The sequence below is a fragment of the Bradyrhizobium sp. 134 genome (genome assembly GCF_023074155.1).
GTDB lineage: Bacteria > Pseudomonadota > Alphaproteobacteria > Rhizobiales > Xanthobacteraceae > Bradyrhizobium.
In genome coordinates this window covers 1-24797 of record NZ_JADPKX010000036.1, presented here as the reverse complement: position 1 = coordinate 24797, position 24797 = coordinate 1, and the positions used below count along the sequence as shown (strand labels likewise).

The 24797-nt window shown below is 56.1% G+C and carries 19 protein-coding genes, 1 tRNA gene and 1 pseudogene; 8 read left to right on the top strand and 13 right to left on the bottom strand.

The genetic code is table 11. The features are described from left to right. Positions 1–50: 50 nt before the first annotated feature. On the bottom strand, positions 51–1829 hold the full coding sequence (locus IVA75_RS14230) for an acyl-CoA dehydrogenase (RefSeq protein ID WP_247290941.1): 1779 nt from the start codon (positions 1827–1829) through the stop codon (positions 51–53). Positions 1830–2085: 256 nt separating this feature from the next. On the opposite strand from IVA75_RS14230, the gene IVA75_RS14225 reads away from it, so the two are divergent. Beyond that, positions 2086–2160, top strand: a tRNA-Gln gene (locus IVA75_RS14225). Positions 2161–2745: 585 nt separating this feature from the next. Here IVA75_RS14225 and IVA75_RS14220 read toward each other — a convergent pair. Then, positions 2746–5064 (bottom strand): UvrD-helicase domain-containing protein, encoded by a 2319-nt coding sequence (locus IVA75_RS14220; protein ID WP_247290940.1) that lies wholly within the window; start codon positions 5062–5064, stop codon positions 2746–2748. Further along, positions 5061–5912: a hypothetical protein gene (locus IVA75_RS14215; RefSeq protein ID WP_247290939.1), complete on the bottom strand. Its 852-nt coding sequence runs from the start codon at positions 5910–5912 to the stop codon at positions 5061–5063. Before IVA75_RS14215 ends, IVA75_RS14220 begins: the two co-directional genes overlap by 4 nt. Positions 5913–6335: 423 nt before the next feature. Here IVA75_RS14215 and IVA75_RS14210 point away from each other — a divergent pair, with 423 nt between their 5' ends. Further along, a complete protein-coding gene (locus tag IVA75_RS14210) occupies positions 6336–6767 on the top strand; it encodes a hypothetical protein (protein WP_247290938.1) in 432 nt (143 codons plus the stop codon). 18 nt (positions 6768–6785) lie between these two features. Here IVA75_RS14210 and IVA75_RS14205 read toward each other — a convergent pair whose 3' ends face one another. From IVA75_RS14205 to IVA75_RS14185, 5 genes are all read right to left on the bottom strand, one after another. Then, positions 6786–8291 (bottom strand): recombinase family protein, encoded by a 1506-nt coding sequence (locus IVA75_RS14205; RefSeq protein WP_247290936.1) that lies wholly within the window; start codon positions 8289–8291, stop codon positions 6786–6788. After that, entirely contained in the window at positions 8281–8766 is a 486-nt protein-coding gene (locus tag IVA75_RS14200) for a DUF2924 domain-containing protein (RefSeq protein ID WP_346658423.1), read from the bottom strand. The genes IVA75_RS14205 and IVA75_RS14200 overlap by 11 nt, the downstream gene beginning before the upstream one ends. Further along, the gene (locus IVA75_RS14195; protein WP_247290934.1) at positions 8763–9113 is read right to left on the bottom strand and encodes a DUF3489 domain-containing protein; all 351 of its coding nucleotides are present in this window, start codon (positions 9111–9113) and stop codon (positions 8763–8765) included. Before IVA75_RS14195 ends, IVA75_RS14200 begins: the two co-directional genes overlap by 4 nt. An 86-nt stretch (positions 9114–9199) precedes the next feature. Beyond that, a complete protein-coding gene (locus tag IVA75_RS14190; RefSeq protein ID WP_247290932.1) occupies positions 9200–9421 on the bottom strand; it encodes a hypothetical protein in 222 nt (73 codons plus the stop codon). A gap of 113 nt (positions 9422–9534) precedes the next feature. Then, complete coding sequence (locus IVA75_RS14185; RefSeq protein WP_247290931.1) at positions 9535–9819, bottom strand: helix-turn-helix transcriptional regulator; 285 nt, start codon at positions 9817–9819, stop codon at positions 9535–9537. A 123-nt stretch (positions 9820–9942) separates the two neighbouring features. Here IVA75_RS14185 and IVA75_RS14180 point away from each other — a divergent pair, with 123 nt between their 5' ends. Beyond that, positions 9943–10515, top strand: a complete 573-nt coding sequence (locus IVA75_RS14180) for a hypothetical protein (protein ID WP_247290929.1) — start codon at positions 9943–9945, stop codon at positions 10513–10515. 342 nt (positions 10516–10857) lie between these two features. Here IVA75_RS14180 and IVA75_RS14175 read toward each other — a convergent pair whose 3' ends face one another. From IVA75_RS14175 to IVA75_RS14160, 4 genes are all read right to left on the bottom strand, one after another. Beyond that, positions 10858–11937, bottom strand: a complete 1080-nt coding sequence (locus tag IVA75_RS14175; RefSeq protein ID WP_247290927.1) for a hypothetical protein — start codon at positions 11935–11937, stop codon at positions 10858–10860. 362 nt (positions 11938–12299) lie between these two features. Beyond that, on the bottom strand, positions 12300–12701 hold the full coding sequence (locus IVA75_RS14170; RefSeq protein WP_247290925.1) for a DUF5681 domain-containing protein: 402 nt from the start codon (positions 12699–12701) through the stop codon (positions 12300–12302). Positions 12702–13073: 372 nt separating this feature from the next. After that, a complete protein-coding gene (locus IVA75_RS14165; protein ID WP_247290923.1) occupies positions 13074–14426 on the bottom strand; it encodes a DNA methyltransferase in 1353 nt (450 codons plus the stop codon). An 83-nt stretch (positions 14427–14509) separates the two neighbouring features. Next, positions 14510–15208, bottom strand: a complete 699-nt coding sequence (locus IVA75_RS14160) for a hypothetical protein (protein WP_247290921.1) — start codon at positions 15206–15208, stop codon at positions 14510–14512. 390 nt (positions 15209–15598) lie between these two features. Here IVA75_RS14160 and IVA75_RS14155 point away from each other — a divergent pair, with 390 nt between their 5' ends. The 4 genes from IVA75_RS14155 to IVA75_RS14140 all read left to right on the top strand — a co-directional run bounded on the left by IVA75_RS14155 (position 15599) and on the right by IVA75_RS14140 (position 22537). Beyond that, complete coding sequence (locus IVA75_RS14155) at positions 15599–18214, top strand: GAF domain-containing protein (protein ID WP_247290919.1); 2616 nt, start codon at positions 15599–15601, stop codon at positions 18212–18214. Between the two features lie 352 nt (positions 18215–18566). After that, positions 18567–19301: a sensor histidine kinase gene (locus IVA75_RS14150; protein ID WP_247290918.1), complete on the top strand. Its 735-nt coding sequence runs from the start codon at positions 18567–18569 to the stop codon at positions 19299–19301. Between the two features lie 330 nt (positions 19302–19631). Beyond that, positions 19632–20789, top strand: coding sequence for an FIST N-terminal domain-containing protein (locus tag IVA75_RS14145; protein WP_247290916.1), 1158 nt, complete (start codon positions 19632–19634; stop codon positions 20787–20789). A gap of 89 nt (positions 20790–20878) precedes the next feature. Then, positions 20879–22537, top strand: a complete 1659-nt coding sequence (locus IVA75_RS14140) for an ATP-binding protein (protein ID WP_247290914.1) — start codon at positions 20879–20881, stop codon at positions 22535–22537. A gap of 646 nt (positions 22538–23183) precedes the next feature. Here IVA75_RS14140 and IVA75_RS14135 read toward each other — a convergent pair. Beyond that, a pseudogene (locus IVA75_RS14135) lies at positions 23184–23866 on the bottom strand (methyl-accepting chemotaxis protein); the annotation flags it as partial. 377 nt (positions 23867–24243) lie between these two features. Between IVA75_RS14135 and IVA75_RS14130 the strand changes: the two are divergent. Beyond that, positions 24244–24423, top strand: a complete 180-nt coding sequence (locus tag IVA75_RS14130) for a hypothetical protein (RefSeq protein ID WP_247290912.1) — start codon at positions 24244–24246, stop codon at positions 24421–24423. Positions 24424–24797: the final 374 nt, after the last annotated feature.

The following is a 24797-nucleotide window of genomic DNA, read 5'->3' as shown; positions in this document are numbered from 1 at the left end:
GCTCGTGGCGCGAATCCTGGATTGCGCTGCGCTCAATCTAGGCTACGCATCTATCCCAGCAGCACCGCATCCGCCGCCGCGACCGACTCCGCGCTCTCCGTCACGGTGCGCTCGAGCGCGCCAGCCTGTACGGCGATGTTCTCGGCGAAGAAGCGCGCCAGCGAGACGTAGCGCGCGGCGTCCGTGATGCCGTCGGATTTCGCGGCGAGCGCTTCGGATGCCAGCATGCAGCCGCCGAGCGTGGCGCCGAACTGCTGCAGATACGGCGTCGCGCCGGCCAGCGCCTCGTTCGGCGCGGACGCAACCCGCTCCAGCAGCCATTTGCTGGTGCGGGTCAGCGCCTCCAGTGCCTCGCGCAATTTCACGCCGGTGGTGCCGAAGGCGGGATCGTTGGAGGCTTCGACCTGCTTCACGATGGCCGAGAGCTCGTCGAGCAGCGCCCACACCGATGCGCCGCCGTTGGCCGCGAGCTTTCGCGTGACGAGGTCGATGGCCTGGATGCCATTGGTGCCCTCGTAGATCGCGGTGATGCGGGCATCGCGATAGTGCTGCGCCGCGCCGGTCTCCTCGATGAAGCCCATGCCGCCATGCACCTGCACGCCGAGATAGGCGACCTCGTTGCCGATGTCGGTGGAATAGCCCTTCGCCATCGGCGTCAGCAGCGCCGCGCGCGCGGCAGCGTCGGCGCGGACCTTCGGATCCCTGGCGCGTGTCGAGACGTCGATCGCCACCGCAGTCGCATAGCAGATGGTGCGCGCCGCCGCGGTCTGCGCCCGCATCCGCATCAGCATGCGCTTGACGTCGGGATGCACGAAGATCGGATCGGAGCCGTCACCCTTGTTGCCGAGGGCGCGGCCCTGCTTGCGCTCTTGTGCGTACGATAATGCCTGCTGATAGGCGCGGTCGGCGACACCGACGCCTTCGAGGCCGACGCCGAGGCGGGCCTGGTTCATCATCGTGAACATGCAGCGCATGCCCTGGTTCTCTTCGCCGACCAGGAAGCCGATCGCGCCGCCATGGTCGCCCATGGTCATGGTGCAGGTGGGGGAGGCATGCATGCCGAGCTTGTGCTCGACGCCGCTTGCGAAAATGTCGTTGCGCGCACCGAGCGAGCCGTCTTCGTTCACCATGAATTTGGGAACGAGGAACAGCGATATCCCCTTGGTGCCGGCCGGCGCGTCCGGCAGTCGCGCCAGCACGAAATGCACGATGTTGTCGGTCATGTCGTGCTCGCCATAGGTGATGAAGATCTTCGTCCCCTTGATGCGATAGGTGCCGTCGGCCTGCTTCTCGGCGCGGGTGCGCAGCGCGCCGACATCGGAGCCGGCCTGCGGCTCGGTCAGCTGCATCGTGCCGGTCCATTCGCCGGAGACGAGCTTTTCGAGATAGATTTTCTTCAGCTCGTCGCTGCCATGCGCGTCCAGCGCCTCCATCGCCGACGCCGTCAGCAGCGGGCAGAGGCCGAAGGCGACGTTGGCGGCACTCCAGATCTCGGTGCAGGCGGCGTTGATCGCGAGCGGCAGGCCCTGGCCGCCGAAATCTTCGGGGCCGGAGACCGCGTTCCAGCCGCCCTCGGTCCAGCGCTTGTAGGCATCCGGCCAGCCCGGCGCGGTCGTGACCTTGCCGTCGCTGAGCTTGATGCCGTGCTCGTCGCCGACCTTGTTGAGCGGCGCCAGCACGTCGGTTGCGAACTTGCCGGCTTCCTCCAGCACGGCGCTCACGATATCGCCGTCGAAATCGCCGTAATGGCCGGCCTCCATGGCAGCCTTCAGGCCGGCGCCGTGGTTGAGCGACAGCAGCATGTCAGAGATCGGCGCGCGGTAGGTCATGGCTCACTCCCGGAGAGACAGGTCTTGGCGTCGTATTCCCATGAAACGGCGGAGGTCTCAACTGTCGGGAGGGGTGGCGGAACGCCTGTCGGGAACGGGCTGGCGTAGCGCTCATATGAGGCATGGCGCGGCGCCACCGGCGCCTGTGGTATTTTGCCCCTCCGGGCGGTTGAAATGCCGCGCCGCTCCCTATAGACCGGCACCACTCGAGGGAATCCGCGGACGCTCGTGTCGCCGCCGTTCCCAAAGGGCCTGATGGGGCGTAGCCAAGTGGTAAGGCAGCGGATTTTGATTCCGCCATTCGGAGGTTCGATCCCTCCCGCCCCAGCCACGCAGTCCCGCGGTTGGCGACCGTTTGCAACCTGCGCCTGACAGGCCCGGAAATCAGGGCTTTTCGCGCATTTGGTTTTGTCTCGAGAGTTCCGGTCTCGCAACCCGCGGGGAGAAATAGCGGAAAGTCTCCGGCCGTTTCCCGAAAAACTCCCGTTTTGCAGAGACTATTGGCGGAGACTGGTTCGATCACGACTCCCGCCCGAACATGGCAGTCCGACCAGGCCATTTCTCCGGCCCCGACTTGCATGTTCGAGCGGCCCGGCCGTGCGACACGTGCGCGCTAGGCGGTCAATCGATCGTACTCAGAACTCCGGTGGTCGGTCCTAGAAATGAGCGGACTCGCGATGTCCGCTAATGGCTTAAAGTGTCTGCCACAGCCTTGATGAGGGCCGCCGATATTTTCAAAGCAAACCGCACCGAGGCGCTCGACGTCTTCGTCGGTTCCGCGCAAGCGATTTGAAGCCGGACTGAACGAAGTAATGCGTAAGCGTGCATAATAGCTAACCGAATGATGAACGCTTGCCTACAATCCTAGGAGACCTCACTCGTAAAACGAAGCGAACTCATGACGCCATTTTGCTGTCTAAAGATCTCTCTTTCCTACCAGATCAGCATCAATAGCGGCGGTTATTAGCCGACTTGGACCGCGAGCTTTTTCGCCTATCATCTCCACTCTATAACGGGCTCTGCTGATCGCGACATACAACCGATTATGAGATACATACGAAAGGAAGCTCTTGCTGCTTACATTTTCATTGCCGGAGGCAGGAGGAACCCTGCCGCCGTCGACTCCAACGACGACTACGGCGAGAAACTCTAATCCACCTACATAATCAGCGTGCCCAAGAACCCACTGAGCCGAATCTCGGGCTGCTTCGACAGCAGCAACATCGCCTCTCTTGGTTAGCATTAACAGTGGCTTGTTGCGCTCTTTGGCATGTGCGGCAAGGCCATCGATGACTGCGTTGCTTAAACTGACGACCAAAATATCGTTCCGCTTGCATCCAAGCTCCTTGAGGAGAATTTCAGCACGGTCAAATGCCGCCTGAATTAAAGCCGGTTCGTTGGTCACCTCGAAATACGTTGGCTGCGAGCACATCCGTTCTTCTGCCTCAGTAAATCCGGAAGCGGCAGCTTGTAAGGGATTATCGAAATTAGTGAAAAGCGTCGCTCCTGAAGAAAGGATCGAAAAAGCAAGGTTCACGATGTCAGGAGATGATCTGAAGACGGTACGAACAATTTGATTCTGATTCGCCTGCTCAGCTGAGGAAATATCACCTAAAGTACTCGCAATTTCTTGCGTACTCCACCCCTTATCGCCGACCGCCTGCGATCTGTCGACCGAATAGACGATGGGATAAGGTCCCTCTGACTTAGTGAAGTAATGAAATAAATGCAATTCATTGATATTGAAGAGATGAGTTTCGTCGATAATAACGGCATCAAAGCCTTCTCGTGATCTTCTTCTTCTCCAAATGGGAGTATCGAGCTGCCCTATAGTTGTTAAGACGACGTCGTCCGTATCAAACTGACCAGCGTTGCTCAACTGAGTCTGGTAGTATCTGAAAATCGTGAATACGAATCCTTTGTCGGCTTCAGTAGAGATCGGCAATCCATATTTTAACGGGGGGACTTTTTTGTACCGATCAAGATCTTCGGATGCACGTCCCTTTATTACAACGCTGACTTCATGTTGCAGCATCGTCACGATCTTCCAGCGGTCTTCATCTTCTAAGAAGCTCGCAAATCCAGGGGAAAGGAAGCGTTTGTGGCTCGAGAAGTCAATTTTCATGGCACTAGAAAGAGCTTCTTCGATATAAAGAAGTTGCAGCTCTTTAGACTCCATTGCATCTCGGTCAATGAACTCGCTCTCACTAATTGATTGATGCAAAACCTCAGCGCAAAGCTCACTCAGAGTACAAATTTTTAATGAGCGGTTGCTGTTTGCCTTGCTCAAACTCGCAAAACCATTGCCGTCGATCACCGCAGCAACTTCTCCAATCGCCCGTTTGGTGGCATCACTGTGCGTGACAAATACAACGTGGCAGGCGGTGTGTTGACTGCATTCCCTTAAGGAATGGATGGCCTTTAAAAGCAGAGTAAGCGTTTTTCCAGTGCCCGCGGCTCCTTCAATTCGCGCCGGGCCTTTAATGGGGCTTATGATGAATTGCTTTTGCTGATCAGTTAACAAAGGCATCCAGTCTTCGAACCGCCTGAGAAATGACATTGCGTTCGAATGCCCGCTGTCGCCAAGTTGAGTGACGTGCATTTGGTCAATCGGAGAAGCGCCAGAACTGCCAAGATTAACGCTGGCTGCGTTAAGCGTAGCCTTCAATTCGAGGATCGCGTCAAACGCCTTGCGGAAGTTGGCTAGCTCTGCTTGCTCGCGGGATGCGTCGCCTCCCTCATGGCCGGCCTTGTATACTAGAAGCCAATGGCCCCTCTGACCCCGCTTTTCCAATCGTTGAGGCGTGGGCTCGCGCTCAATAACAATCCTAAATGGACTCTGTTGGTAGCGGTGAGGTGGAAACAGTACGGCCTTAGTGGTGCCGCTAATTATTCGCTCTGAGCCGGTGAGATTAAGCCCTTGCCACAACTTCTTAGCGAAACGTAGGAGCTTCTGAACTGACAGCAAGGCATCAGAATCAGATTGCTGTGCGAGGAGCTGTGATTGCTGCTCATCGATTACAATGAATCTCGCCTCTGCGCCCAAAGATCGGCCGGTGATGAACATTCCGTCCGCGATAATGGTTGATATAAGCTGAGGAGAGATGCGGCTCTGGGGTTGCGTGCCTCGTAACGCCTCAATTAAGCGTGCACCTTGCTCAAACTCAACCGATTGTAAGACGCGATTTGCAACAATTTCATCTACCGCAAAATTGTCGATGACAACGTATTTCATCGCTGCTCCAATTCCGGCTTTACGTTACACATCCGCTCGATGGTGCCTTCATCGTGATCCGGCAGTCCGATCCTTCCAAAGAGATACGAGAACGTCTGTAGTAAATGTTCGATGTGAGGGGAAATTAGTTCGCCTATTGGCATGGCAAACGGACTGGCTTCGAAGTCGAGATAGGCGGCCCAATTTGGAAACGCCTCAAGTTTGCCATCGTCTGGACCGACGCCGTTTGCGATTAGGCCTACAAGCGACCTTGGCAAGTATGTGACTTCGCGCAGCAGAGCCACAAACCCTTCCTGTTCAGAATTAGCGTCTATCGCCGGGAGATAATAGTAGCCTGTAAGCCTGTGATTAATCAGCTCTTTGATGAGCGAGCGTCCGAAGCTCTCGAACTGTTCGTAAAAATCCGGATTTGACCGGGCTGTGCCAGTTAAGCATCTATCTATAATTGCCTCAATCCGAATCAGCTCAATGAAAGTCGGCTCCGCTTTTCGAGTACTTCTGGACGCTTCTGGATCCCTCACGACAATTTCGAATATTGACGTCAGGCTCTGCGAAAGAAGCAAGCTGTCGGGTAATTCTAGGGATTTGAGAGCCCGGCGTATCCTTCCTTGCAGATCTGCCGCCGCGCGATTCAAGCAGATGTCGTAGCCATCAACGGCGAGCCAATCCGACAAGCGAACGACAGGCACGTAATTTAGAACGTTAAACTTATCCTGTTCTATATCGCATCGTGCCGTAACTATGATTCCCGAAACGTCGCAGCGCGGATATCGTTCAGCCTTTGCGCTGGTAAATACTACACCCTGATTGAGACGGCCGAGTATCGGGTGCTTGAGCATTTTCATCATTGTGCAATCGGGTAAAAGGTGCTTCCAAGCTAGGACACAACTGCCTGGATTATTCAACCGAACACCTATTCGACAGCCGTCGCGAAGCCACTCTAAATGTGGGGCGTGATGAGGGTCAAGCGCGGTTAACTTCAAGTCAGGGCTTCGGCTCGCCGCTCATAATGGTCCGCTCGGCTGTTCAAGCCTTGTCGAGGACGATATCTATTCCGCTTGTATCGAGCCGCCGGCGCTGGACACCGCACTGCGGCGTTCCATAACATCCGATCCGCGACGTCCCGATCGCGCAGCGGGGCACGGTTGGGGGCAGCTACCGACCCCGATGGGCCGAGGACAAACCGAAGTCAGCACGTAGCTCGGTAGAAACGATTGCTTTGGGCACTGCATCGCTGACAGAATGGTTGGTATAGTGGGGTGGGTTGAGTCGTGAATTTCCAGGTGTCCATATTGAAGGTGCTTGCCAGCTACCCGAACGGGTTGGCCTCGCTTTCGGACATCAAGCGCGACCTCGCATTTCTGGCAACCAGCGGTTCTGACTGGGCAAAGTATAGCAAGCGCCTCGGTGCAACGTTTCCATCGCTGGATGTCTTCTCGCTTGGTTTCGTGCAGCGATATTCCTTTGGCTGGCGGTTGGCCGCAAAGGGCGCGATCGCGCTTGAGATGATGGAAGAGAGCGCCAGAGCCACCATGGCTTTTATTGAATCGACGCCGGACGCGCCAGCGTTGGAGACGGTCCCAGTAGAACGATGCCTATCAGACGTAGAGCCAGTTGGCGAACGGACCCAGCAACCGACGTCACCGGCGGATCGGCGCGCATTGTTTACTGTGGTCGAGGGTGGCCGAAGCAAGGCCGCATAGCGCCGGGGGCGGTCGCCGCTAATCGAGAATGCTGAGCTGGTCACTCCAGGCAAGCGGCAGTGTTTTTGGAATCTGCTTTAGCTTGACCGGGCGGCCTTCATTGACGATCGCGCTGGTCACATCGGGCGCCAGAAAAGCAAGTCTCAAGCCTTGCCGCACGATCTTCGGGTGGATCCCAACGGAGTCTGCCAGACTTTCGATCGACGCGTGACGGTCCGATGATAGATCGTTCAACCATTGGCGTGCGCGGACTATCGAGCGGAGCAGCACTTGGTCGGCAATTCCATCCGAGCCTGCGAGTTGGACTCGAGCCGTACCCTTCGGCTGCGGTGTCCAGGGAATATCGATCTGCCTATCTTTCGATCGGCTGGCGGTCAGTGAGACCTGGATACTGTTCGCCGACACTACGATCCGTTCAACATTATTGATTGCTTGTTCAATCGGTAGACCAAATCTCTCCTCAAACGAAGCCTTTACGAGCGATTCAATTTCAGGAGCGGAAATCCGAGTAACAGAGCCGGCGTTGTGCTTGCGACCGCGCAGCGCCCTGCTGACGTAGAAGCGGTACCGCACTCCATTCTTGCTCGAAAAGCTCGGTCCCATGAGATTGCCCTTATCGTCGAAAATCTTACCCTGAAGCAGAGCGCCACTTTCCGAGAAGGCGATCTTGCGCTTGACCGTGTTCGATTTGAGTTGTTGCTGTACTGCGTCGAAGAGTTGTCGGTCCATCATGGCCTCATGCTCGCCTTTGAACCACTTCCCGCTGTGATGGGTCTCGCCGATGTAGATCCGGTTTTTCAAGAGGTAGGCGAGGGGGCCGTAGGTGAACGGGATACCACCCTGAAACTTCGCGACCTTGGTGTTACGGCGCTTTGTGACGATCTTGCGTCGGTCGAGTTCGGCCACGAGCTTGCTGAATGATCCCAGTTCCCGGTAAAGGCGGAAGATAGTTCGAACCGTGTCGGCCTCGGACTTGTTGATGACGAGCTTCTTTTCTTTGGTGTCATAGCCAAGCGGCACCGTACCGCCCGTCCATTTTCCCTTGCGCCGGCTCGCAGCCACTTTGTCCCTGACACGCTCCGCCGATAATTCGCGCTCGAACTGAGCAAAGGAAAGCAGGACGTTGAGCGTCAACCGTCCCATGGATGTGGTGGTATTAAACTGCTGGGTCACCGCGACGAATGAGACCGATTTCTTGTCGAAAGCCTCCACCAGCTTTGCGAAATCCGCCAGCGAGCGGGTCAGGCGATCGATCTTGTAGACGACGACCACATCGATCTTGCCTGCTTCGATGTCGGCAAGCAGCCTTTTGACGGCGGGGCGGTCGAGGTTGCCGCCAGAGAAGGCAGGGTCATTGTATTGCTGCGGGAGAGCCTTCCAGCCTTGGAACGACTGGCTCTTGATGTAGGCCTCGCAAGCTTCCCGTTGGGCGTCGAGCGAGTTGAAGTCCTGGTCCAGGCCATGCTCGGTCGATTTGCGGGTGTAGATTGCACAGCGAAGGCCCCTCTTGGCGTCATTCGGCATTTATCGCCTCCTGACGGGATGCCGCACGGAGGCCAAAGAACCGGGGGCCGTTCCATTTGGTGCCGGTGATGACGAAGGCGATCTCGGAGAGGCCGGCAAATGTCTTACCCTGGTAGCCAAAGCCGTCGTGCAATACCATCACCCGATAGGTCTTTCCTTTCCAGCTTCGGACAAGTTCGGATCCAGGCTTGATCCTGCGAGGGAGCTCTAGCCTGCCGTTGGGCCGTACCGAAGCTGCCTTCACCAATTGATCTAGAAGGCGCTTTGTCATTGAGGGCAGGCCGCCGTAGGCCTTCTCCTGAATGTTGTGAGCGATGCTGCGGCGTAGCAGATCCGGGCCGAAGGCCATTGGCGGTTCTCCCCGGAAAACCTCCCGGTATCGTTTCCGCAGCGCGACGATCGGCATGGCCGGCAGCCGATCCAGCTCAGCATCGACGGCTGGGTTGGCCTTAGCTCGATGCTTGTCGCCGGTCACGATGTCACTCCGGACTGAACGACCCGGTAGATGCGTGTGCCGTCGACTTTCTCTGATGTGAGATTGAGCTTCAATTTTCTTCGGACGACCCCAGCGAAGAACCCGCGCACCGAGTGTTGCTGCCAGTCTGTTGCCTTCACGATGGCCGCTATCGTCGTGCCCTTGGAATGACGAAGGAGCGCAAGTACGGAATCTTGCTTTGACAAATTCACCCTCGCTTTTGGTTCACTAGACGTGGCGGGCTTGGCTCGACGCTTCGTTTTTCCCGGCGCTTGCCTCTTGGAAGAGGTCCGACCTCGTGGCGATTTCACCGACTTTGAATTCAGCTTTGAGTTTTGCGTGGCCATTTGGCTCCAACGGTTTCAGGACAGCATCATGCGCTGCCACTGACACGAGCCCGGCCTTAGGCCGGGCAAGGAGGCCAATGTCTGAATCAATCGTGAGCGAGCCTGTTCATCAGTGAGGCCGCGTCATGAAGGCGCCCGGCCTCATAAATTAATTGCTCAATGTCCATCGAAACCGTGATGGCTTCGGCGACGCGTCCGGCAAGCGCGCAGGCCTCGGCGGCTTTCGCGATCTGTGCCGCTTCCACGAGCTGTTTGTGAATCTCGCTGAGGCAAGCGATAACGGCGTCGTTGAAGGCCGGTTTGCCCATGTCCATCTCCTGTTGTCGCGGGACAGTGACGCTCCGATCAGCCCTGAAGTCGAGCGGATTTCGAGCAATCTTGTGGCTCTGTTGACAAGCCAAGAGCGACGAAATGATCGTGGTCAGCTCGAAGCGCTATTTCGGCGGCCTGTGCGCTTGGCTGGGGGCGATTTTCCGGCCAGAAAGTCTCGATATACTTTCAGCGGGTCAGCATCCAATGCGCGGATGATCTCGATAAATTCGACGACGTCGATCCGGCGCTCTCCGCCCTCATATTTGGCAATGAAAGACTGAGGCCGTCCGAGCTTTTTCGCCAGGACTTGCTGGCGAATACCGGCGTCTTTCCGCACTGCCACAAGAGCCGCAATGAGGCGAGCATACTCGGCCGATTTGAGGGATTTCTGCATGCACCGCCAAGCCAAAGAATCGGCAGCAGGTAATTTGATCCCAGAAAGGGATTATCCCAAAACTGGATATATTGGCCGATCCGAGCTAACGTGGGGCTCTTGGCTATCAGGGAGGGCGGGCCATTGTTTATGCAAGGCGCACAGAGAAATTCGATTTGGGCAAAACATGCAGGTTTAATATGTTTGACGGCGCTAACGTTCGCGGGAACGCCGTCGTTCGCTCAGCAGCCCCCAAAACTAAGTGGTGCGCAATGCGATCCGCCAGCCCTAAAGAAATTGGTGATCGATGAGCTAAATGGGTCGTCAGAGCTTGCGAAACGCAAGATAAAAATCATTGACTACAAGAGCGACAAACTCCTTGTCTCTGATCCGGCGAAAAATACGATTGCGTGCCACACGACCATGGTGATTGCCAATGGCCAGCGATTCTCAGGTGTTTTAACGGTCGCTGCGCCGGGGGATAAGACCGACATCGATTGGTACGATGACGATGCCGAAAAAGGGTTGATGAGAGCTGCTAGCTTGCCAATGCCGCCCGACCAAACAAGGTTTGTCGAAATACTAGTCAAAGCACGTGGTGCGTACGAAGAGGCGAGGACGGAAAGGGGGCAATCCGGCCACAGCGCGCCAAGGCAATCTGCGCGCTCTTCAAATCAACTCAAGCGAAGAATTGGATCGGTACGCTCGCTCGCCTAACGACAAATGGTGACGGCAAGGGCGTTATCGTTGTTGAAATTGCACCTGGTATTGTAGTCAAGACCTTCAGTACGGCACTGTCGGATGCCGGATCCGACACACTTATTGAACCCGATACCAAGCTATATTCCGCTCTTGGAGAAGTCACCGAACGGGACTATGTGAAATTTTCAGGGGCCTTCCTTGAGAAGGCGACGGACTGCTTTCTTGAAGACAGTCTGACGATGAAGGGCTCTCTCTCAAGTCCAGAGTTTATTATGCGGTTCACGAACTTGGAGAAAGTCTCGTTCTAATAATGCAGGAGCCATAGAACGCCCCATTGTGGGGCTCCAAGCGGCTCGATCAAAAGCCGTCGCTATCGCCGAGACCGATCGAAATTCCATAGCAAAACGTGTCGAGCAAATCATCCTCTCGGTCGCTGTTCTTATCTCCAACTCGGAAGCTCTCAATCTGATCAAGAAGATGGTTGCGCGATTTACGCTTATAGACGCATGTTTTGTTGAATGCCGGACCAGAATACTTAACCTGGCCGCGGTGGACGTAGCCTGACACGGAAATCGCTCGCTCGTCCTTTCCCATGGCGGTCAACTTTGTGTCGATGGATCTGGCCATCATTCCCCGGCGTTGTGCCTGCTGCAGGAGAATCGTGCCGGAGTTTTTATCCTCAATCCACGCGCCCAGCGCTCCGCTACGGGCTCCGCAGATCCTTGCGAGTTCCTCAAGCCGCATAAAGACCGATGGCAGCCAAGTTTCGAGGGTAGCTCCTTCAATTTGAACGATATCCCAATCGATGATTACAAGCGGCGCGGTTCGTCCAATCCGATTGACCGCGAAGTACGTGACTGCCGTTGCATCATGTTCGGTGCCGGTCTTTGAAGCAGTATCGATAACAGCGTATATGCCATCGCACGTCTTGGGATATGCGACGGGCTGATCGCCATCGAGAAGCTTCTCTCTGCTGAAAAATGCAACACCCGACCAGTCGACGAATTCGGCTTGGTATTCCTGGGCGAATACAAGCGGGTCGTTATCCCGGGCTAGTTCTTCCAGGACGCGCGTGCGGCGCGCGTTCCAGGTTGCAAGAGCTTCGTTTCCGAGTCTCTTTGGTAGGAGTGGGTTGTCGGCCGTTCTAGCGTGGTGCTCGACGAAGCCATATTGCGGGTCGGTACAGATATTATAGAAGAAATTGTCGGGATTCTTACCGGCGGAGTTTGAGCATACCAATACTTCGCCATCGAAGTCATAGAGGGTGGGCTTGATGGCTTTCTCGAAGAGGCTCATCATGGAGCCTTCGACCTTATTGTCGCCGTCCTTCGCGAAGGCTGCCTCATCAATCACGACACGACGATAACGCCTGCTTCGGCCTGCAATTGGATTTTCGAGAGTCCAAAAGTCTAGCCGACCGCCAGTCTTGAAGCGCATAACGGCGCTCTGCTTTGATGCCCTCTCGATAATCGGCCGCAAGTCAATTGCTAGTTCTGAATAAACCTCTGCCCAGGTCCGATGCTGAGGCGAGAACCATGCGCACTCCCATCCACGGAGGAGACCGTCGGCAATCCATATTTTGGCGAGATCGGTCTTACCGAAGCGTCTGCCGCAACGAAGCGCTTTGAAGCGATGCCCGTGCAGTGCCCAGTGGGCAGCTTCCTGTCCCGCGTGAAGCTTCGTTAGTGACAGCCGTGCTGCGGACGAAGGCCGATGTGGCCGCGAATTTGTCATTGCGTGGTCTGAATAGCTGCGGAGTTATTGGGCCGCCTCGCCAAGATGAGTGACGGGCCAAATTGTCAACGCGTCGAGTCTGTGATTGAGGTTGCCACGACATCTTGTGATTTTTGCTCAGCCGTCTGCTCGGGGAAATCCTGAAGCCAACCTTCGATTTCGAGCATTTCGCTACCAAGTGTCCCATGTCGAAGCGCTTCGGTATAAACCGTGAGAATCAGATCGGCAGCGTTGATGTCTCCTTTGACTGCTCTGTCGACGATCATCTTCAGGCCAAGTTCTGTTCGAGTCGTGGTTCGGGTCCGACCTTGCTCGCGGTATTGGATAGGGGCAACGAGCGCTTCCTTGATCACATCGGCCAAAGCGGTTGGCTTACGTTTCGGGCGGCCCTTGGGGTTGCCAGAACGACCGGGTTTAAACTGGAATTGCTTAGGAGGGCGGCCGTAGCCGGTAGTGTCGTCAGTCACGATTAGGCCCCGAGGTATGGTTTGATGGAACATCATGAACTTCGTCGCTCATGAACTTAAGCACGAGGTGTTGGCGTCGATCACCTTGCTCGTTTGCGAGGCGCTGATACTTCAGAAGTGTGCGCGTTGCCCTCGAGTTACCTGACATCTCCTTCAGTTGAAGCTGAGAGACGATCGCTTCGAGGGCGGGGACGCTTCTTGTCTCTCCATTCAGGGCCAGCGTCACAGGTGAAAGCAGCAGCCGATTTAGACTCTCGGTCACATTCTCAGGCCGTTTCGGCTTTTTGCGAGAATTTCCGCTTTGTCCCTTCTTCCATCTGGTCGGTAAAGGAGGGCGGCCGTATCCAACCTTGTACTCATCTGAGGGACCGCTCATTTGCCAGCCCTCCTCTTCGCCTTTAGGAATTCGTATGTCTCGCCAAACGGGCTTACGGCCTTGCGTCCCGTTGTCCGCTGCCAGCGCTCAATGGTCGTGTCTATGTAGACGGGATCCAGCTCGATGCCGTAGCACCGCCGGCCGGTTCGCTCTGCCGCGAGAAGAGTTGTCCCACTTCCCAAGAATGGGTCGAGCACAATGTCATTTCGGCTTGTGCTATCCAAGATAGCGTCAGCGACCATCAACACAGGCTTCACGGTTGGGTGTAGTTCGGTGCCGCGACTTGACCCTTTGCGGGTGAATGAGCTCGACCCAGCATAATTCCAGACATTGGTTCGGTTTCGACCGAACCTCCCGAGCTGAACGTTGTTTCGATGAGACTCGGCCCCGTTCCTGAATACAAAGACTAGTTCATGACGCGACCGATAGAGCGATCCCATGCCGCCGTTGTTTTTTACCCACACACAGAGGTTCAAGAGATCGCAGCCGGCCGCCCGGCCGGCGGCGAGCATCTCCGTCATGTGACGCCAATCCATGCAGGTATAAATCAGCGCGCCTGGCACGGTGTGCTGGTTGATGGCTGACAAGATCGAGTTCAAGAAGGCCGTGAACTCCTCAACCGACATCTCGCCAGTCGCCATCGGGAATTCCCGATGTTGCACGGAGCCGTTGCCGCTCACATGCCCGTCAATTCTGACGTTGTAAGGCGGGTCGGTGAAGGCCGATGTCGCGAATTCGCCGCGGAGGAGCTCAGTGTAAAGCCCAGGCTCTAAGGCATTGCCACAGCAAATGCGGTGATCGCCGAGCTGCCACGAATCGCCAACCGTAGATGTAGGGTCAGTATTCGTAAGATCAAAACTATCTACATCGTCGGCAAGTTCCGCGTCACCGAGAGACTGAATTCGGAAGTCGATCTCGGGAAGTTCAAAGCCGGTTGCGTCGATGTCAAAGCTCAGGGCGAGTTCAGAAAGATCTTTAAGTTGAACCGCTAGTGCGGCATCGTCCCAGCTTGATCGATCAGTTAGCTTGTTGTCGGCCAACATGTAAGCATTGGCCTCGACGTCGGACAAGTGTTGCAAGAGTAGTACGGGTACTTTGGCGAGTCCGATTAGTTTTGCCGCTTCAACTCGGCCATGTCCCGCTAGAATATTGCCATGCTGATCTGCCAGTATTGGCGCATTGAAACCGAATGCCTGTATGCTTTTCGCGATGGCTCGAATTTGAGCGCTGCTGTGCTTGCGTGCGTTTTTCGCATGCGCTCGGAGATTACGTGGGTCCCAGAGTTCGATCTGACGCTCCGGGATGGTCGCATCAGAAATCAAATCCAAGCCAATGTCTTGTGCATTCATCGCGGAGCGCCCCATTCGCCGCGAAGCCTAAAAGAATCCCTCCTATATTTGAATTGACGGAAACTCCCGTTAATTTGGGGGAGTTATTTCCGCCAGGCCGTGTCTCCCAAGCGGATAGCCAGCTGACGATGTACCTCTCGTCTTAGTGAATCGAGCGAGGGGTCCGCCGCTGCTTCAAAATAATGCCTCCAACTCGGTTGCCTGCTGCTCCCCCAACCCCCTATGGGCAGGAGTGAGGTCCAAAGATAGGTTGCGGAATCGTACATGGCCGTCTTTTTGGGCGCAGAGAACCGGTTTGTCGTGAGGAACGCACCGGCTTCTGCGATTATTGCCGCACAAACGTACCGTGCCGGCTTGGTGTTCAATAGATGGGTTTTGCCACGGCCACTCTTCAAATGCCCTTTTTCGTCGGTCATCGTTTTCTTGGTGGTCCCGAGCGCATTGTAGTAACGCTGAAGATCGAGAGCCAGCTGCTCTTGGAATTCCTCTGTCATACTCGGCGTTTGCAGCGCTACATGGCCTGCCAGGGGGCCGCGCATGGCGTCGTGCAGCGCAAGTGTTTGGCTCTGAGCCGAGGACACCAAGCTGGACAACTCCTCTTTGCTGAGAGACATCTCGTCGATGCTATGTTGGGACCCGACTTCCCAAGAGAAATCTGAAAGCACGTCGACGAGCCAATCCGGAGAGGGTTTAAGCAGGGCTTCTGCAGCCCGTCGAATGGCTAGGCCATGGGCTCGCTCGCGACTGGAGCCAACGTCGATTGGCGAAATCTCGGACTGCATCGTGCCTGCTCCTTCACTCCTCAAACAGAAGTGCTGAATTGGAGCGGAAGGTGACGAATAGCGGTTATCCACGGCTATTTTGAAGGAAAGCTCCGCCGGATTCGTGTAATGAACGATTATGGAACAGAGCGTCTAGGAGACGCCGTTTTGCCAGCTCGCCGTCGGTCCGAAATCGTAGGTTCACACGTCCCTGATCATACCCACAGGCTCGACGGTCCAAGGTCCGCGTCTGGCTAAGAATCGGACCTTGGCACCTCAGCCATCCAAGTTTCAGCTTGTGACCTGAACTGACATCGGATCGGCTCGTTCATTTGCTCCAATTTTTTGGAGTTCTGCCCTTCCGGGATACCGCCTCAAAGCAATAGAATGCCTTGAGATCAGAGGCTATATATGACCCAACGGTCCCCGGAACGGAGCAGTGCCCAAAAGTCGGGTAAAAAGGCTCCTAAGGCGAAGCGCAAGAGCCAAGCGAAAATCCGGGACCCGAGTGGTCCGTCGGCTGCCGATCTGCGGACGGAACTTAGCCGCCTTACCTTCGGACTGGCTGAGGCACGTGAACGGCAGGCGGCAACCGCTGAGGTTCTTCAAATTATATCTTCCGCTCGCGGTGAACTCGGACCGGTGTTCGAGGCGATGCTCGCCAATGCCATGCGCATTTGCGCGGCGCAATGCGGCTTCATCTATAAGATGGAAGAAGGCGCTATGCGGGCCATGGCGGAAATCGGTGTCCCTCCTGCACTGGCCGCGTATCGTCAGCAGCATCTCCATACCGGCGGTGCAGCGACCCCGGTTGATCTCATGCGAGCGACCAGGAAACCAGCGCATATACCTGATGCCCGTGAGAGCGACGCTTATCGGATGGGCAATCCCAACGCGGTTGCAGGCGTCGAACTCGGCGGTGCGCGGACGGTGCTGTACGTTCCGATGATCAGGGACGACAATATTGTCGGAGTCATCAACTTGTACCGGCAAGAGGTTAAACCTTTCACCCCGGAGCAAATCTCATTCGTGGAAAGCTTTGCCAGTCAGGCCTTTATTGCAATTGAGAATGCCGGCCTGTTCGAGGAGGTCCAGAGACAATCGCGCGAACTTTCCGAATCTTTACAGCAACAGACCGCGACCGCCGAAGTTCTCGGCGTAATCAGCGGTTCTTTCGGCGACTTAGGACTCGTCTTCGATGCGATGCTCGATAAGGCGATGGACCTTTGCGCTGCCGATTTCGGTGTGCTCAATACATTCGACGGCGAGCTGTTTCATACCGCTGCCACGCGTGGGCTCCCTTCAGCCTATGATGAATACCGGCGTAACCGGCCGGTGGAGTACGGACCCGGCACGGCGCCGGCCCGCCTCTTGCGTGGCGAACCGATTGTAGAAATTTCCGATCTTCGCGAGTCCGATGCCTATCTCAGAGGCGAACCCAACCGGCGCGCGCTGGTCGATCTAGGAGAGGCGCGAAGTGTTCTTGCCGTTCCGCTCCTAAAGAACGATCAGCTGGTCGGTAACTTCATGATCTTCCGCCAGGAGCCGACGCGTTTCTCGGAGAAGCAGATATCGCTCCTGAAACAGTTCGCGGCTCAAGCAGTGATCGCTATCGAAAACACGAGGTTGCTTCGTGAGCTCCGCGCGAGCACCGAGGATCTGCGAGAGTCGCTCCAGCAGCAGACTGCGACCGCCGATGTGCTCAAGGTCATCAGCCGCTCTGCCTTTGACCTGCAAACCGTCCTGGACACGCTCGTCGAGTCTGCGGCTCGATTGTGCGAGGCGGATATGGCCGCGATCACGCGCCAGAAAGGGGACGAATATTTCCGCGCCGGATCATACGGCTTTACGCCGGAGTTCATGGATTATGTGAAAGACATCCCTGTCAAGCCGGAACGCGCGACCATTACGGGCCGAACCCTGCTTGAAGGAAAGGTAATTCATGTGCCAGACGTGCTTGCCGATCCCGATTACGCGTTCTCGGAGGCGCAGAAACTAAGCGGTAATCCGCGAACATTTCTCGGAGTACCCCTTCTCCGCGAAGGCAACCCGGTTGGCGCACTCGTGCTGCTGCGCCGAACAATGCAACCTTTTACAGACAAGCAGGTCGAATTGGTCACAACCTTCGCCGATCAGGCCGTGATTGCTATCGAAAACGTGCGGCTGTTCGACGAAGTTCAGGCGCGAACCAAAGAACTCGCGGCTTCCCTGAACGATCTGCGAACCGCGCAGAATCGTCTAGTGCAGACCGAGAAGCTGGCCTCGCTCGGCCAGCTTACCGCTGGTATCGCACACGAGATCAAGAACCCTCTCAACTTCGTCAACAATTTCTCGGCCCTTTCGGCGGAGCTGACCGACGAGTTGAATGACGTGCTCAAATCCGCCACTTTGACCGACAACATTCGTGCAGAAGTTGAGGAACTGACCAAGACGCTGAAAGATAACCTCGAAAAGGTTGTTCAGCACGGCAAACGCGCCGACTCCATCGTGAAAAACATGCTACAGCACTCCCGTGAGGGCTCCGGCGAGCATCGTCCTACGGACATCAATGCGATAGTCGAGGAGAGCTTCAACCTGGCTTATCACGGTGCTAGAGCAGAAAAGGCAAGCTTCAGCATCGCTTTGCATCGCGATCTCGACCCTTCCGTTGGTGTGGCTGACGTGTATCCACAAGAGATCACGCGGGTTATGCTCAATCTGATATCGAATGGTTTGTACGCCATCACGAAACGGAAAGTGGAAGCTGGTGACGGCTTCGAACCCATGCTTTCCGCTTCGACAAGGAACTTGGGAGACAAGGTCGAAATACGTGTTCGCGATAACGGCATCGGAATCCCGGAAGGAATCAAAGAGAAAATATTCAACCCGTTCTTCACTACGAAGCCTTCCGGGGAAGGTACTGGGCTGGGCCTGTCGATGAGCCATGACATTATCGTAAAGCAACACGGCGGCAGCATCGAGGTCGAGACGGAGCTTGGGCTGTTCACTGAGTTCAAGGTCGTATTGCCGCGGACAAACCGAAGTTAGCTTGCCAAACGCCTTCGTCGGCGCGTCCAATTGTGATGCGGTGCATGAGTCGGGGTGTAACCCCGTAGTGCGTGGGCGGCGTCGGCGCGCTCCGCTTCTTGCGACAAATGCGAAGTCCCGACGTCGAGATGCGATCCGGGGACGAAAAAATGCAAGGCTCGCACGGTATGCGAGCCTCCCGAAGAGAACGGGATCAGGGTCAGGCGGCCTTCTTAAGGAGACCGAGCTGCGTGAGTGCGGTCTCTCCGTCGTTCAATCGATCCCTTCGCCTCCCGAACAATTTGCCAAACTTGGATTTGTTGAACCTTGTCGGATACCGTTGTCCAAGTACCGTTCGCCGGAGTGAGATGAAATGAATGCTTTGAGCGAGGCCGATCAGCGCATGCGAGAAGTTGAGAACGAAAACGACGTGCTTCGCGACCTCCTTTTGAAAGCAGGCGTTGAAGCGAACGCCCACGTGGCTGCCGCAAAACTACAAACCGTTCTTATCGGGGAACTGCACCATCGCGTAAAGAACATGCTCGCGATTGCATCCGCAATTGCGGCTCAAAGCCTACGGGATGCTGCATCTATTGACGCGGCGGCCAAGACCATCGCCGAGCGGATGAGCGCGCTCGGCGTATCTCATGATCTCTTGATTCAAGAAAGCTGGACCGGGGCGGGTTGCCGAACGCTGATCGAGAACGCGATCAAAGCATTTCAGACCAAAGGCTTCGAGCAATTCACTATTGAGGGGAACAACGTCGCCGTGTCTTCCGGACCTGCGGTCGCGTTGTCTATGATAATTCACGAGCTAAGCACCAATGCGTTAAAGTATGGCGCGCTGTCAGTTGCTGAGGGACGAGTCGCCATCACTTGGTCTATTGACGCGGAAAATCAACGCTTTCATCTCGAATGGCGCGAACGCGGTGGACCGCCGGTTGTCGAACCAACCAAAAAGAATTTTGGTAGCCGTTTCATTCAGACGGCTTTGCCCGGCCAGCTTAAAGGGGAGGCTCGATTGCTGTTCGAGTCGACTGGAGTCGTTTGCGACATCAACATTCCCCTAAGCTCGCTTCAAGAAACGATTATAGGGGCAGTCAAATAGAGCGTGGTTGGACCGCTCGGCTCGTCCCCAAATGCTCGCAGCGAAACAGCGCCGGTGAAGTCGTCCAGCATCCGGTTGCCCTTGGCGCTGAAGCCAGCCGCTCCGATCGTGCCTTCCCCACGGTGCGCGGATCCACGGGTCACGCGAACACGGAGCTGGCACCCAACTTCATTTGTACTTCAATAACGCCGTCCTCGCAGTTCTACTCACATTCCGAGTGCCTCAGCTTTCAACGTATTGCTACGATATCCCTCGCCGTCCCAGGGACCGTCATTTGGAACCATTTCCCCTCCTCGCCGTTTACGACCGTTCACGTTTCTGGGGGATGGTATGAGGGCATCGGTCGTTTCAACCGATTTGCGAGATAGCGCGAGTGCAGGCCAGTACTTGGCTGCTGAAGTGCAAAAATCCCTAACTAAATCGCCCGACGCTTTGGTCGTATTTGCTGCTCCCCAGCATGATCACCAAGCGATGCTTTCGGCCATCAAGAGGGAGTTGCCCGAGACGATAGTTGTCGGTGCCTCGTCTGCAGGTGAGTTTACGAATGTGACGAGCGGGCAAGGCTCAGCCTGCGCAATGGGACTGGTAGGAGAGGACGTAGTCTTTTCATACAGTATCGGGCGTAATCTCGCGCGGGATGCCGCTTCGGCCGCCCAAGAGATAGTTTCCAGGTTTACACCCACACCACCCGGCCAGTTTCCGTTTCGATCCGCTCTCGTTTTGGCTGACGCTCTAGCCGGACACGCTGATATTTTGGTGGATCAGCTGACATTAGCTACAGCCGGTCAATATCAATTCTTTGGTGGAGGCGCGGGGGACAACGCTCAATTTCAAAAGACAACGGTATTTTGTGGTGACGAAGTTTTGTCCGACGCCGCGGTCGCCCTGGAAATTCTTTCTTCGAAGCCATTAGGGGTAGGCGTTAGTCACGGCTGGAGACCCGCTTCAAAGGCCTATCGCGTAACGGCAAGCGACGGAATGCGGGTAATCAGCCTTGATGGCTTCCCTGCTATCGAAGCGTTCGAAGAACACGCCAAAGAAACCGCTCAGAACTTGGATCGGAAAGAACCATTACCATTCTTCCTGCATAATATAATTGGAGTGGAGACAGGGGTCGAGCATCGCTTGCGGGTGCCCCTTGCTGTCGACGCAGGGGGCGCAGTTGTATGCGCTGCTGAGGTCCCCACTGGGTCAGTTGTAAGAATCATGAGGACTAGTACAGAATCAGCGGTCGCTGCCGCGAAGGTGGCTTCAAATGCTGCCCTGTCTGCATTAGGCGGGCGTCCAGCCGCAGCCCTTTTCTTTGATTGCGTCGCTACCAGGCTGCGGATGGGGGACGAGTTCGGCTTAGAGCTCGCCAGCTTGCAGGAAAGATTTTCCGATGTTCCACTGACAGGGTGTAATACCCACGGTCAAATCGCGCGGGCGGAAGGCCAGTTCAGTGGCTTTCACAATTGCACTGCGGTGGTCTGCGTATTTCCCGAGTAGATCAGTTGAACGATGATGGGGCGTGCCTTCTGAATGGATTTGCCGACGCCAACCGTAGGCAGGAAGCCTCGGCCCGATTGGCTAGGGAAATGGGAGGCGAAGCATTTCTTGTCTTCTTGAAAGATGAGGAAACCGGCAGTTTTGCGCCAGCTCAGGGATTTCATCAGCGTCTGCCTGGCGGCCCGTCTTGGCGCTCATTTTTAAACCAGGCGTCGCGCTGCTGCGAGTTCTCTGGAGAGGTGGCGTTTCCTGGTCCAAACACACTCGTTCCCGCAGTGTCTCGTGCAGACCCTACGGCAATTTTGATGTTTGTCGGCAGGAATTTGTGTGTCCGTTGGAATGAAATAGAGCCGGGACTTCCGCTACTAATCGAATTACTTAAAACCGAGGCAAGGGTTCATATAGCGCTGGCACGCGAGCGTTCCGCCAGGGAGGCGGCGACTCATGCGACGCATCTCGCAAAAGCGCTTGATGGCGCGCGTAAAGATGTATCGGCGACATCCCTGAGACTGCAGCAGCTGAATGCCACCCTTGAACAGCGTGTAGCGGAAGAAATTGCGCGTCGGAATGAGGCGGAAGCAGCGCTGCGTCAGGCGCAGAAGCTCGAAGCTATCGGTCAGCTTACCGGCGGGGTTGCACATGACTTTAACAACTTGCTCACCGTGATAATGGGAGGCCTTGAGACGATCGGCCGGCAAATTGCAAGTATATCCGATGCACCACAGCTTGCGCGGATCATGCGTGCCCAAGCAATGGCGCATCACGCATCCCAGCGAGCGGCGACGCTTACCGCGCGATTGTTGGCATTTTCGCGCCGCCAACCGCTCGATCCAAGGTCAATTGATGTCGATCGCTTGCTCGCGGGAATGACGGAATTGCTTAACAGCACATTGGGAGAACGGGTCCGGCTTGAAGTCGTAGGCAACGCCGGTTTGTGGAGCGCCTTGGCTGACGCGTCTGAGCTGGAACATGCGATCCTTAATCTTGCTGTCAATGCCCGAGATGCAATGCCCGGCGGCGGACGACTTACAATCGAGACCGGCAATACATGGTTGGACGATGAGTATGTTACTGCACTGCCAGAACCCGTCCCTTCCGGCCAATACGTTTTGGTGGCCGTTACAGACACTGGAAGCGGAATGGATAAGTCTACCGTAGACCGCGTATTCGAGCCATTCTTCACCACAAAAGAGGTCGGCAAAGGCACCGGCCTAGGCTTGAGCCAAGTCTACGGTTTCGTGCGACAAACGGGTGGGCACATCAGGATTTATAGCGAATTAGGTCATGGCACGACAGTCAAAATCTATCTTCCTCGATCCCAAACAGGCCCCGACGAGCAGGTAAATCGCATCCCGCCGACTGCGACAATGTTACGGGGGAATGAGGCTATCTTAGTTGTGGAAGATCATGACGATTTGCGTGCCTATTCATCCGGAGTTCTCCGTGAACTCGGATATCAAGTCTTTGAAGCGGCGGACGCAGCAGCGGCAATCGGCTTTCTTGAATCGTCTCGGACCATCGATTTACTTTTCACCGATGTGGTGCTGCCGGATAATCTTCACGGAAAAAATATCGCAGATCACGCTAGAAGGCTGCATCCGACGATCAAGGTGTTGTTCACTACGGGTTACACGCGCAATGCGATAGTCCACAACGGCCGCCTTGATGCGGGGGTCAACTTGTTGAGCAAGCCGTTTACGTTTCGCGCGCTGGCCGAGAAAGTACGGAAAATTCTCGATGAGACATGACGCTAAGGCGGGCAAGTACCGACTACTGCTGATGGGGACTGACCAGAAAGAGCGAGGCCGGTACGGTCCGCGTCAGCACGATTGCGTCTAGCGTCAGGAGTTCGTCTGCAGTATCTGTTTCGCTGCCAACCCCGGACCCGGACACTCGGCATGACAAAAACACGTCATGTTTTGCTCGGGACAAAAGGCCTCAAGAGCAGCCGGTAGATAAGTATCGCGCGGCAGCTCCCAGCTCAAACGAAATAGCCGGATTCGGCCTCGAAGAAGTAGGTAAAGTCCCGGAGCCCGAGCGTAAACAACGCGATCCTGCAGAAAAGAAATAGCGCGACGCCCACGCGGTGCTGCTCTGCTAGTGCAGGACAGTCGTCTCGAAAGCAATTGGCTTCAAGCGAGTTTACCTATTGCTCGGCGCGATGCTGGAAGTATGAGAGATCGGTTCCGGAATTCGAACCAAAATCGTCAAGCGAAGCGAGCTGCTTTCCATTTCGCAAATTCGCCAGACGGCCAGTGAGAGCCTTGGAAGTGCGCTATTAGGGAGAGGAACAACTAACCGGCGGACAAAGACTTTGGCCTTTGACCCTCAATAGCCTTCGGAGCGCCTGTCAGGTTGATAGTTCAATCGCGCGATCCCGTCTCACTAATTCCATCAAGCGGCCCGAACTGCATTTAGAAACCTGCCAACCTCTAGCCTCAGAAGATTGCTGTCCTGTGACAGCGACTGAGCAGCTGATAACAGCTGGGACGACGCCGAACCTGTTTCACTCGCCCCTTGCTGTACGTCCGTGATGTTGGTTGAGACCTTGTGCGTGCCCTGAGCGGCTTGCTGCACGTTCCGGGAAATTTCCTGCGTGGCAGCACCTTGCTCTTCTACGGCGGCAGCAATAGTCGAAGATATTTCTGAAAGCCGCTCGATAGTTCTACTGATCTGCCGGATCGCTGCAACCGATTCATCAGTTGCGCCCTGGATAGACGCAATTGCTGACCGATTTCGCCGGTCGCTTTCGCGGTCTGCTCCGCTAGGGCTTTTACCTCGGAGGCCACAACAGCGAAGCCGCGTCCCGCATCGCCTGCGCGTGCTGCCTCGATAGTGGCATTCAGCGCGAGCAGATTGGTTTGGCCAGCGATCGTGTTAATCAATTCAACGACATCGCCGATCCGAGATGCCGCTTTCGAGAGTGTGCCAACTCGTTCGTTGGTGGCGCGAGCCTGCTGCACGGCCTCGCTGGCGACCCGGGCCGACTCCTGAACTTGTCGGCTGATCTCGTTGATGGAGGATGACAGCTCTTCACTGGCGGAAGCCACCGACTGGACATTCGTGGAGGCCTCTTGCGGCGCTTTTCCGCCAAACAATCGAGGCGGGCCACGGTGAAGTGGTGAGCGGCCTCAGTTGCCTGGGACTCCTCCGCTCCTGGATTTTGATCGAAGTCGCCTGTTGTTTGGCCCGTCTGAGGCCAGCCCGCATTCCTGAGACTTCAGTTCACCGGTGAGTGGGGAGTCAGCGCGATCCGGGCAAACCGACGCGATTGGCGCGAAGAGCACAGGGCGTTGACGCAGTCGCGTTCGCGATCCGTTCTGGTCGCCGAGTTGTACGTATGCTATGCCCCGGTGCTGGCCTGCCGACCTCGACGCCTGTAGCCGCGGACCTAATTCAGCCCTGCAAAATGTTTGTAAATTATTGTGCATCATCAGCGCCCATGAGTGCTGGCATGGCGGAGTATCGCCTCTATCGCTTTGATAAAGAAGGGCACATTCAGGGCCCCGCCGTGATCGTCGAGTGCGAAGACGATGACGCTGCCGTTGTCCAAGCCAAGCAATATGTGGACGGCGTCGCAATACAGGTATGGGACCGCGCCCGTCGAGTAGCCGTACTGCCCCCCGTAGACTGAGGCCGCCTCAGTTTGCGGGCCATTTTTTTGAGATTAGGGGGTGACTTTGCCGCCCTCCCGCGGAACCAAATGGCGCGACGTGGGTTATGGTGGGTTATGGTGGGTTCGGCGGGCCTCAGGGGCGTCCGCCCATGTTCATTTCAATGGGCGAGGCCCGCCTCGGGCCGTCGCTCCTCTCGCCCCCGAGAGCCGAGCGCTTCATGTCAAACGTCGAAGAATTCCCGTTTTCCGCGCGCCAAAGGCCCACGGAGTTCGAGGCGCTGGTCGCGGCCGGTCACGCCGCGCTCGATGCCATTCCCGGCGCTGTCTATCTTTGTGACGCGGACGGATTGCTCGTCGCCTACAACACCGAGGCCGTGGAATCTTGGGGGCGA

Bases quoted from the DNA above. Each gene is read 5' to 3' on its own strand.
- IVA75_RS14145 (WP_247290916.1), top strand. From the start codon at position 19,632: ATGAGGGCATCGGTCGTTTCAACCGATTTGCGAGATAGCGCGAGTGCA.
- IVA75_RS14140 (WP_247290914.1), top strand. From the start codon at position 20,879: ATGGGAGGCGAAGCATTTCTTGTCTTCTTGAAAGATGAGGAAACCGGC.
- IVA75_RS14155 (WP_247290919.1), top strand. From the start codon at position 15,599: ATGACCCAACGGTCCCCGGAACGGAGCAGTGCCCAAAAGTCGGGTAAA.
- IVA75_RS14220 (WP_247290940.1), bottom strand. From the start codon at position 5,064: ATGAAATACGTTGTCATCGACAATTTTGCGGTAGATGAAATTGTTGCA.
- IVA75_RS14165 (WP_247290923.1), bottom strand. From the start codon at position 14,426: ATGAATGCACAAGACATTGGCTTGGATTTGATTTCTGATGCGACCATC.
- IVA75_RS14205 (WP_247290936.1), bottom strand. From the start codon at position 8,291: ATGCCGAATGACGCCAAGAGGGGCCTTCGCTGTGCAATCTACACCCGC.
- IVA75_RS14175 (WP_247290927.1), bottom strand. From the start codon at position 11,937: ATGCGCTTCAAGACTGGCGGTCGGCTAGACTTTTGGACTCTCGAAAAT.
- IVA75_RS14230 (WP_247290941.1), bottom strand. From the start codon at position 1,829: ATGACCTACCGCGCGCCGATCTCTGACATGCTGCTGTCGCTCAACCAC.
- IVA75_RS14185 (WP_247290931.1), bottom strand. From the start codon at position 9,819: ATGCAGAAATCCCTCAAATCGGCCGAGTATGCTCGCCTCATTGCGGCT.
- IVA75_RS14190 (WP_247290932.1), bottom strand. From the start codon at position 9,421: ATGGGCAAACCGGCCTTCAACGACGCCGTTATCGCTTGCCTCAGCGAG.
- IVA75_RS14160 (WP_247290921.1), bottom strand. From the start codon at position 15,208: ATGCAGTCCGAGATTTCGCCAATCGACGTTGGCTCCAGTCGCGAGCGA.
- IVA75_RS14195 (WP_247290934.1), bottom strand. From the start codon at position 9,113: ATGGCCACGCAAAACTCAAAGCTGAATTCAAAGTCGGTGAAATCGCCA.
- IVA75_RS14150 (WP_247290918.1), top strand. From the start codon at position 18,567: ATGAATGCTTTGAGCGAGGCCGATCAGCGCATGCGAGAAGTTGAGAAC.
- IVA75_RS14130 (WP_247290912.1), top strand. From the start codon at position 24,244: ATGGCGGAGTATCGCCTCTATCGCTTTGATAAAGAAGGGCACATTCAG.
- IVA75_RS14215 (WP_247290939.1), bottom strand. From the start codon at position 5,912: ATGATGAAAATGCTCAAGCACCCGATACTCGGCCGTCTCAATCAGGGT.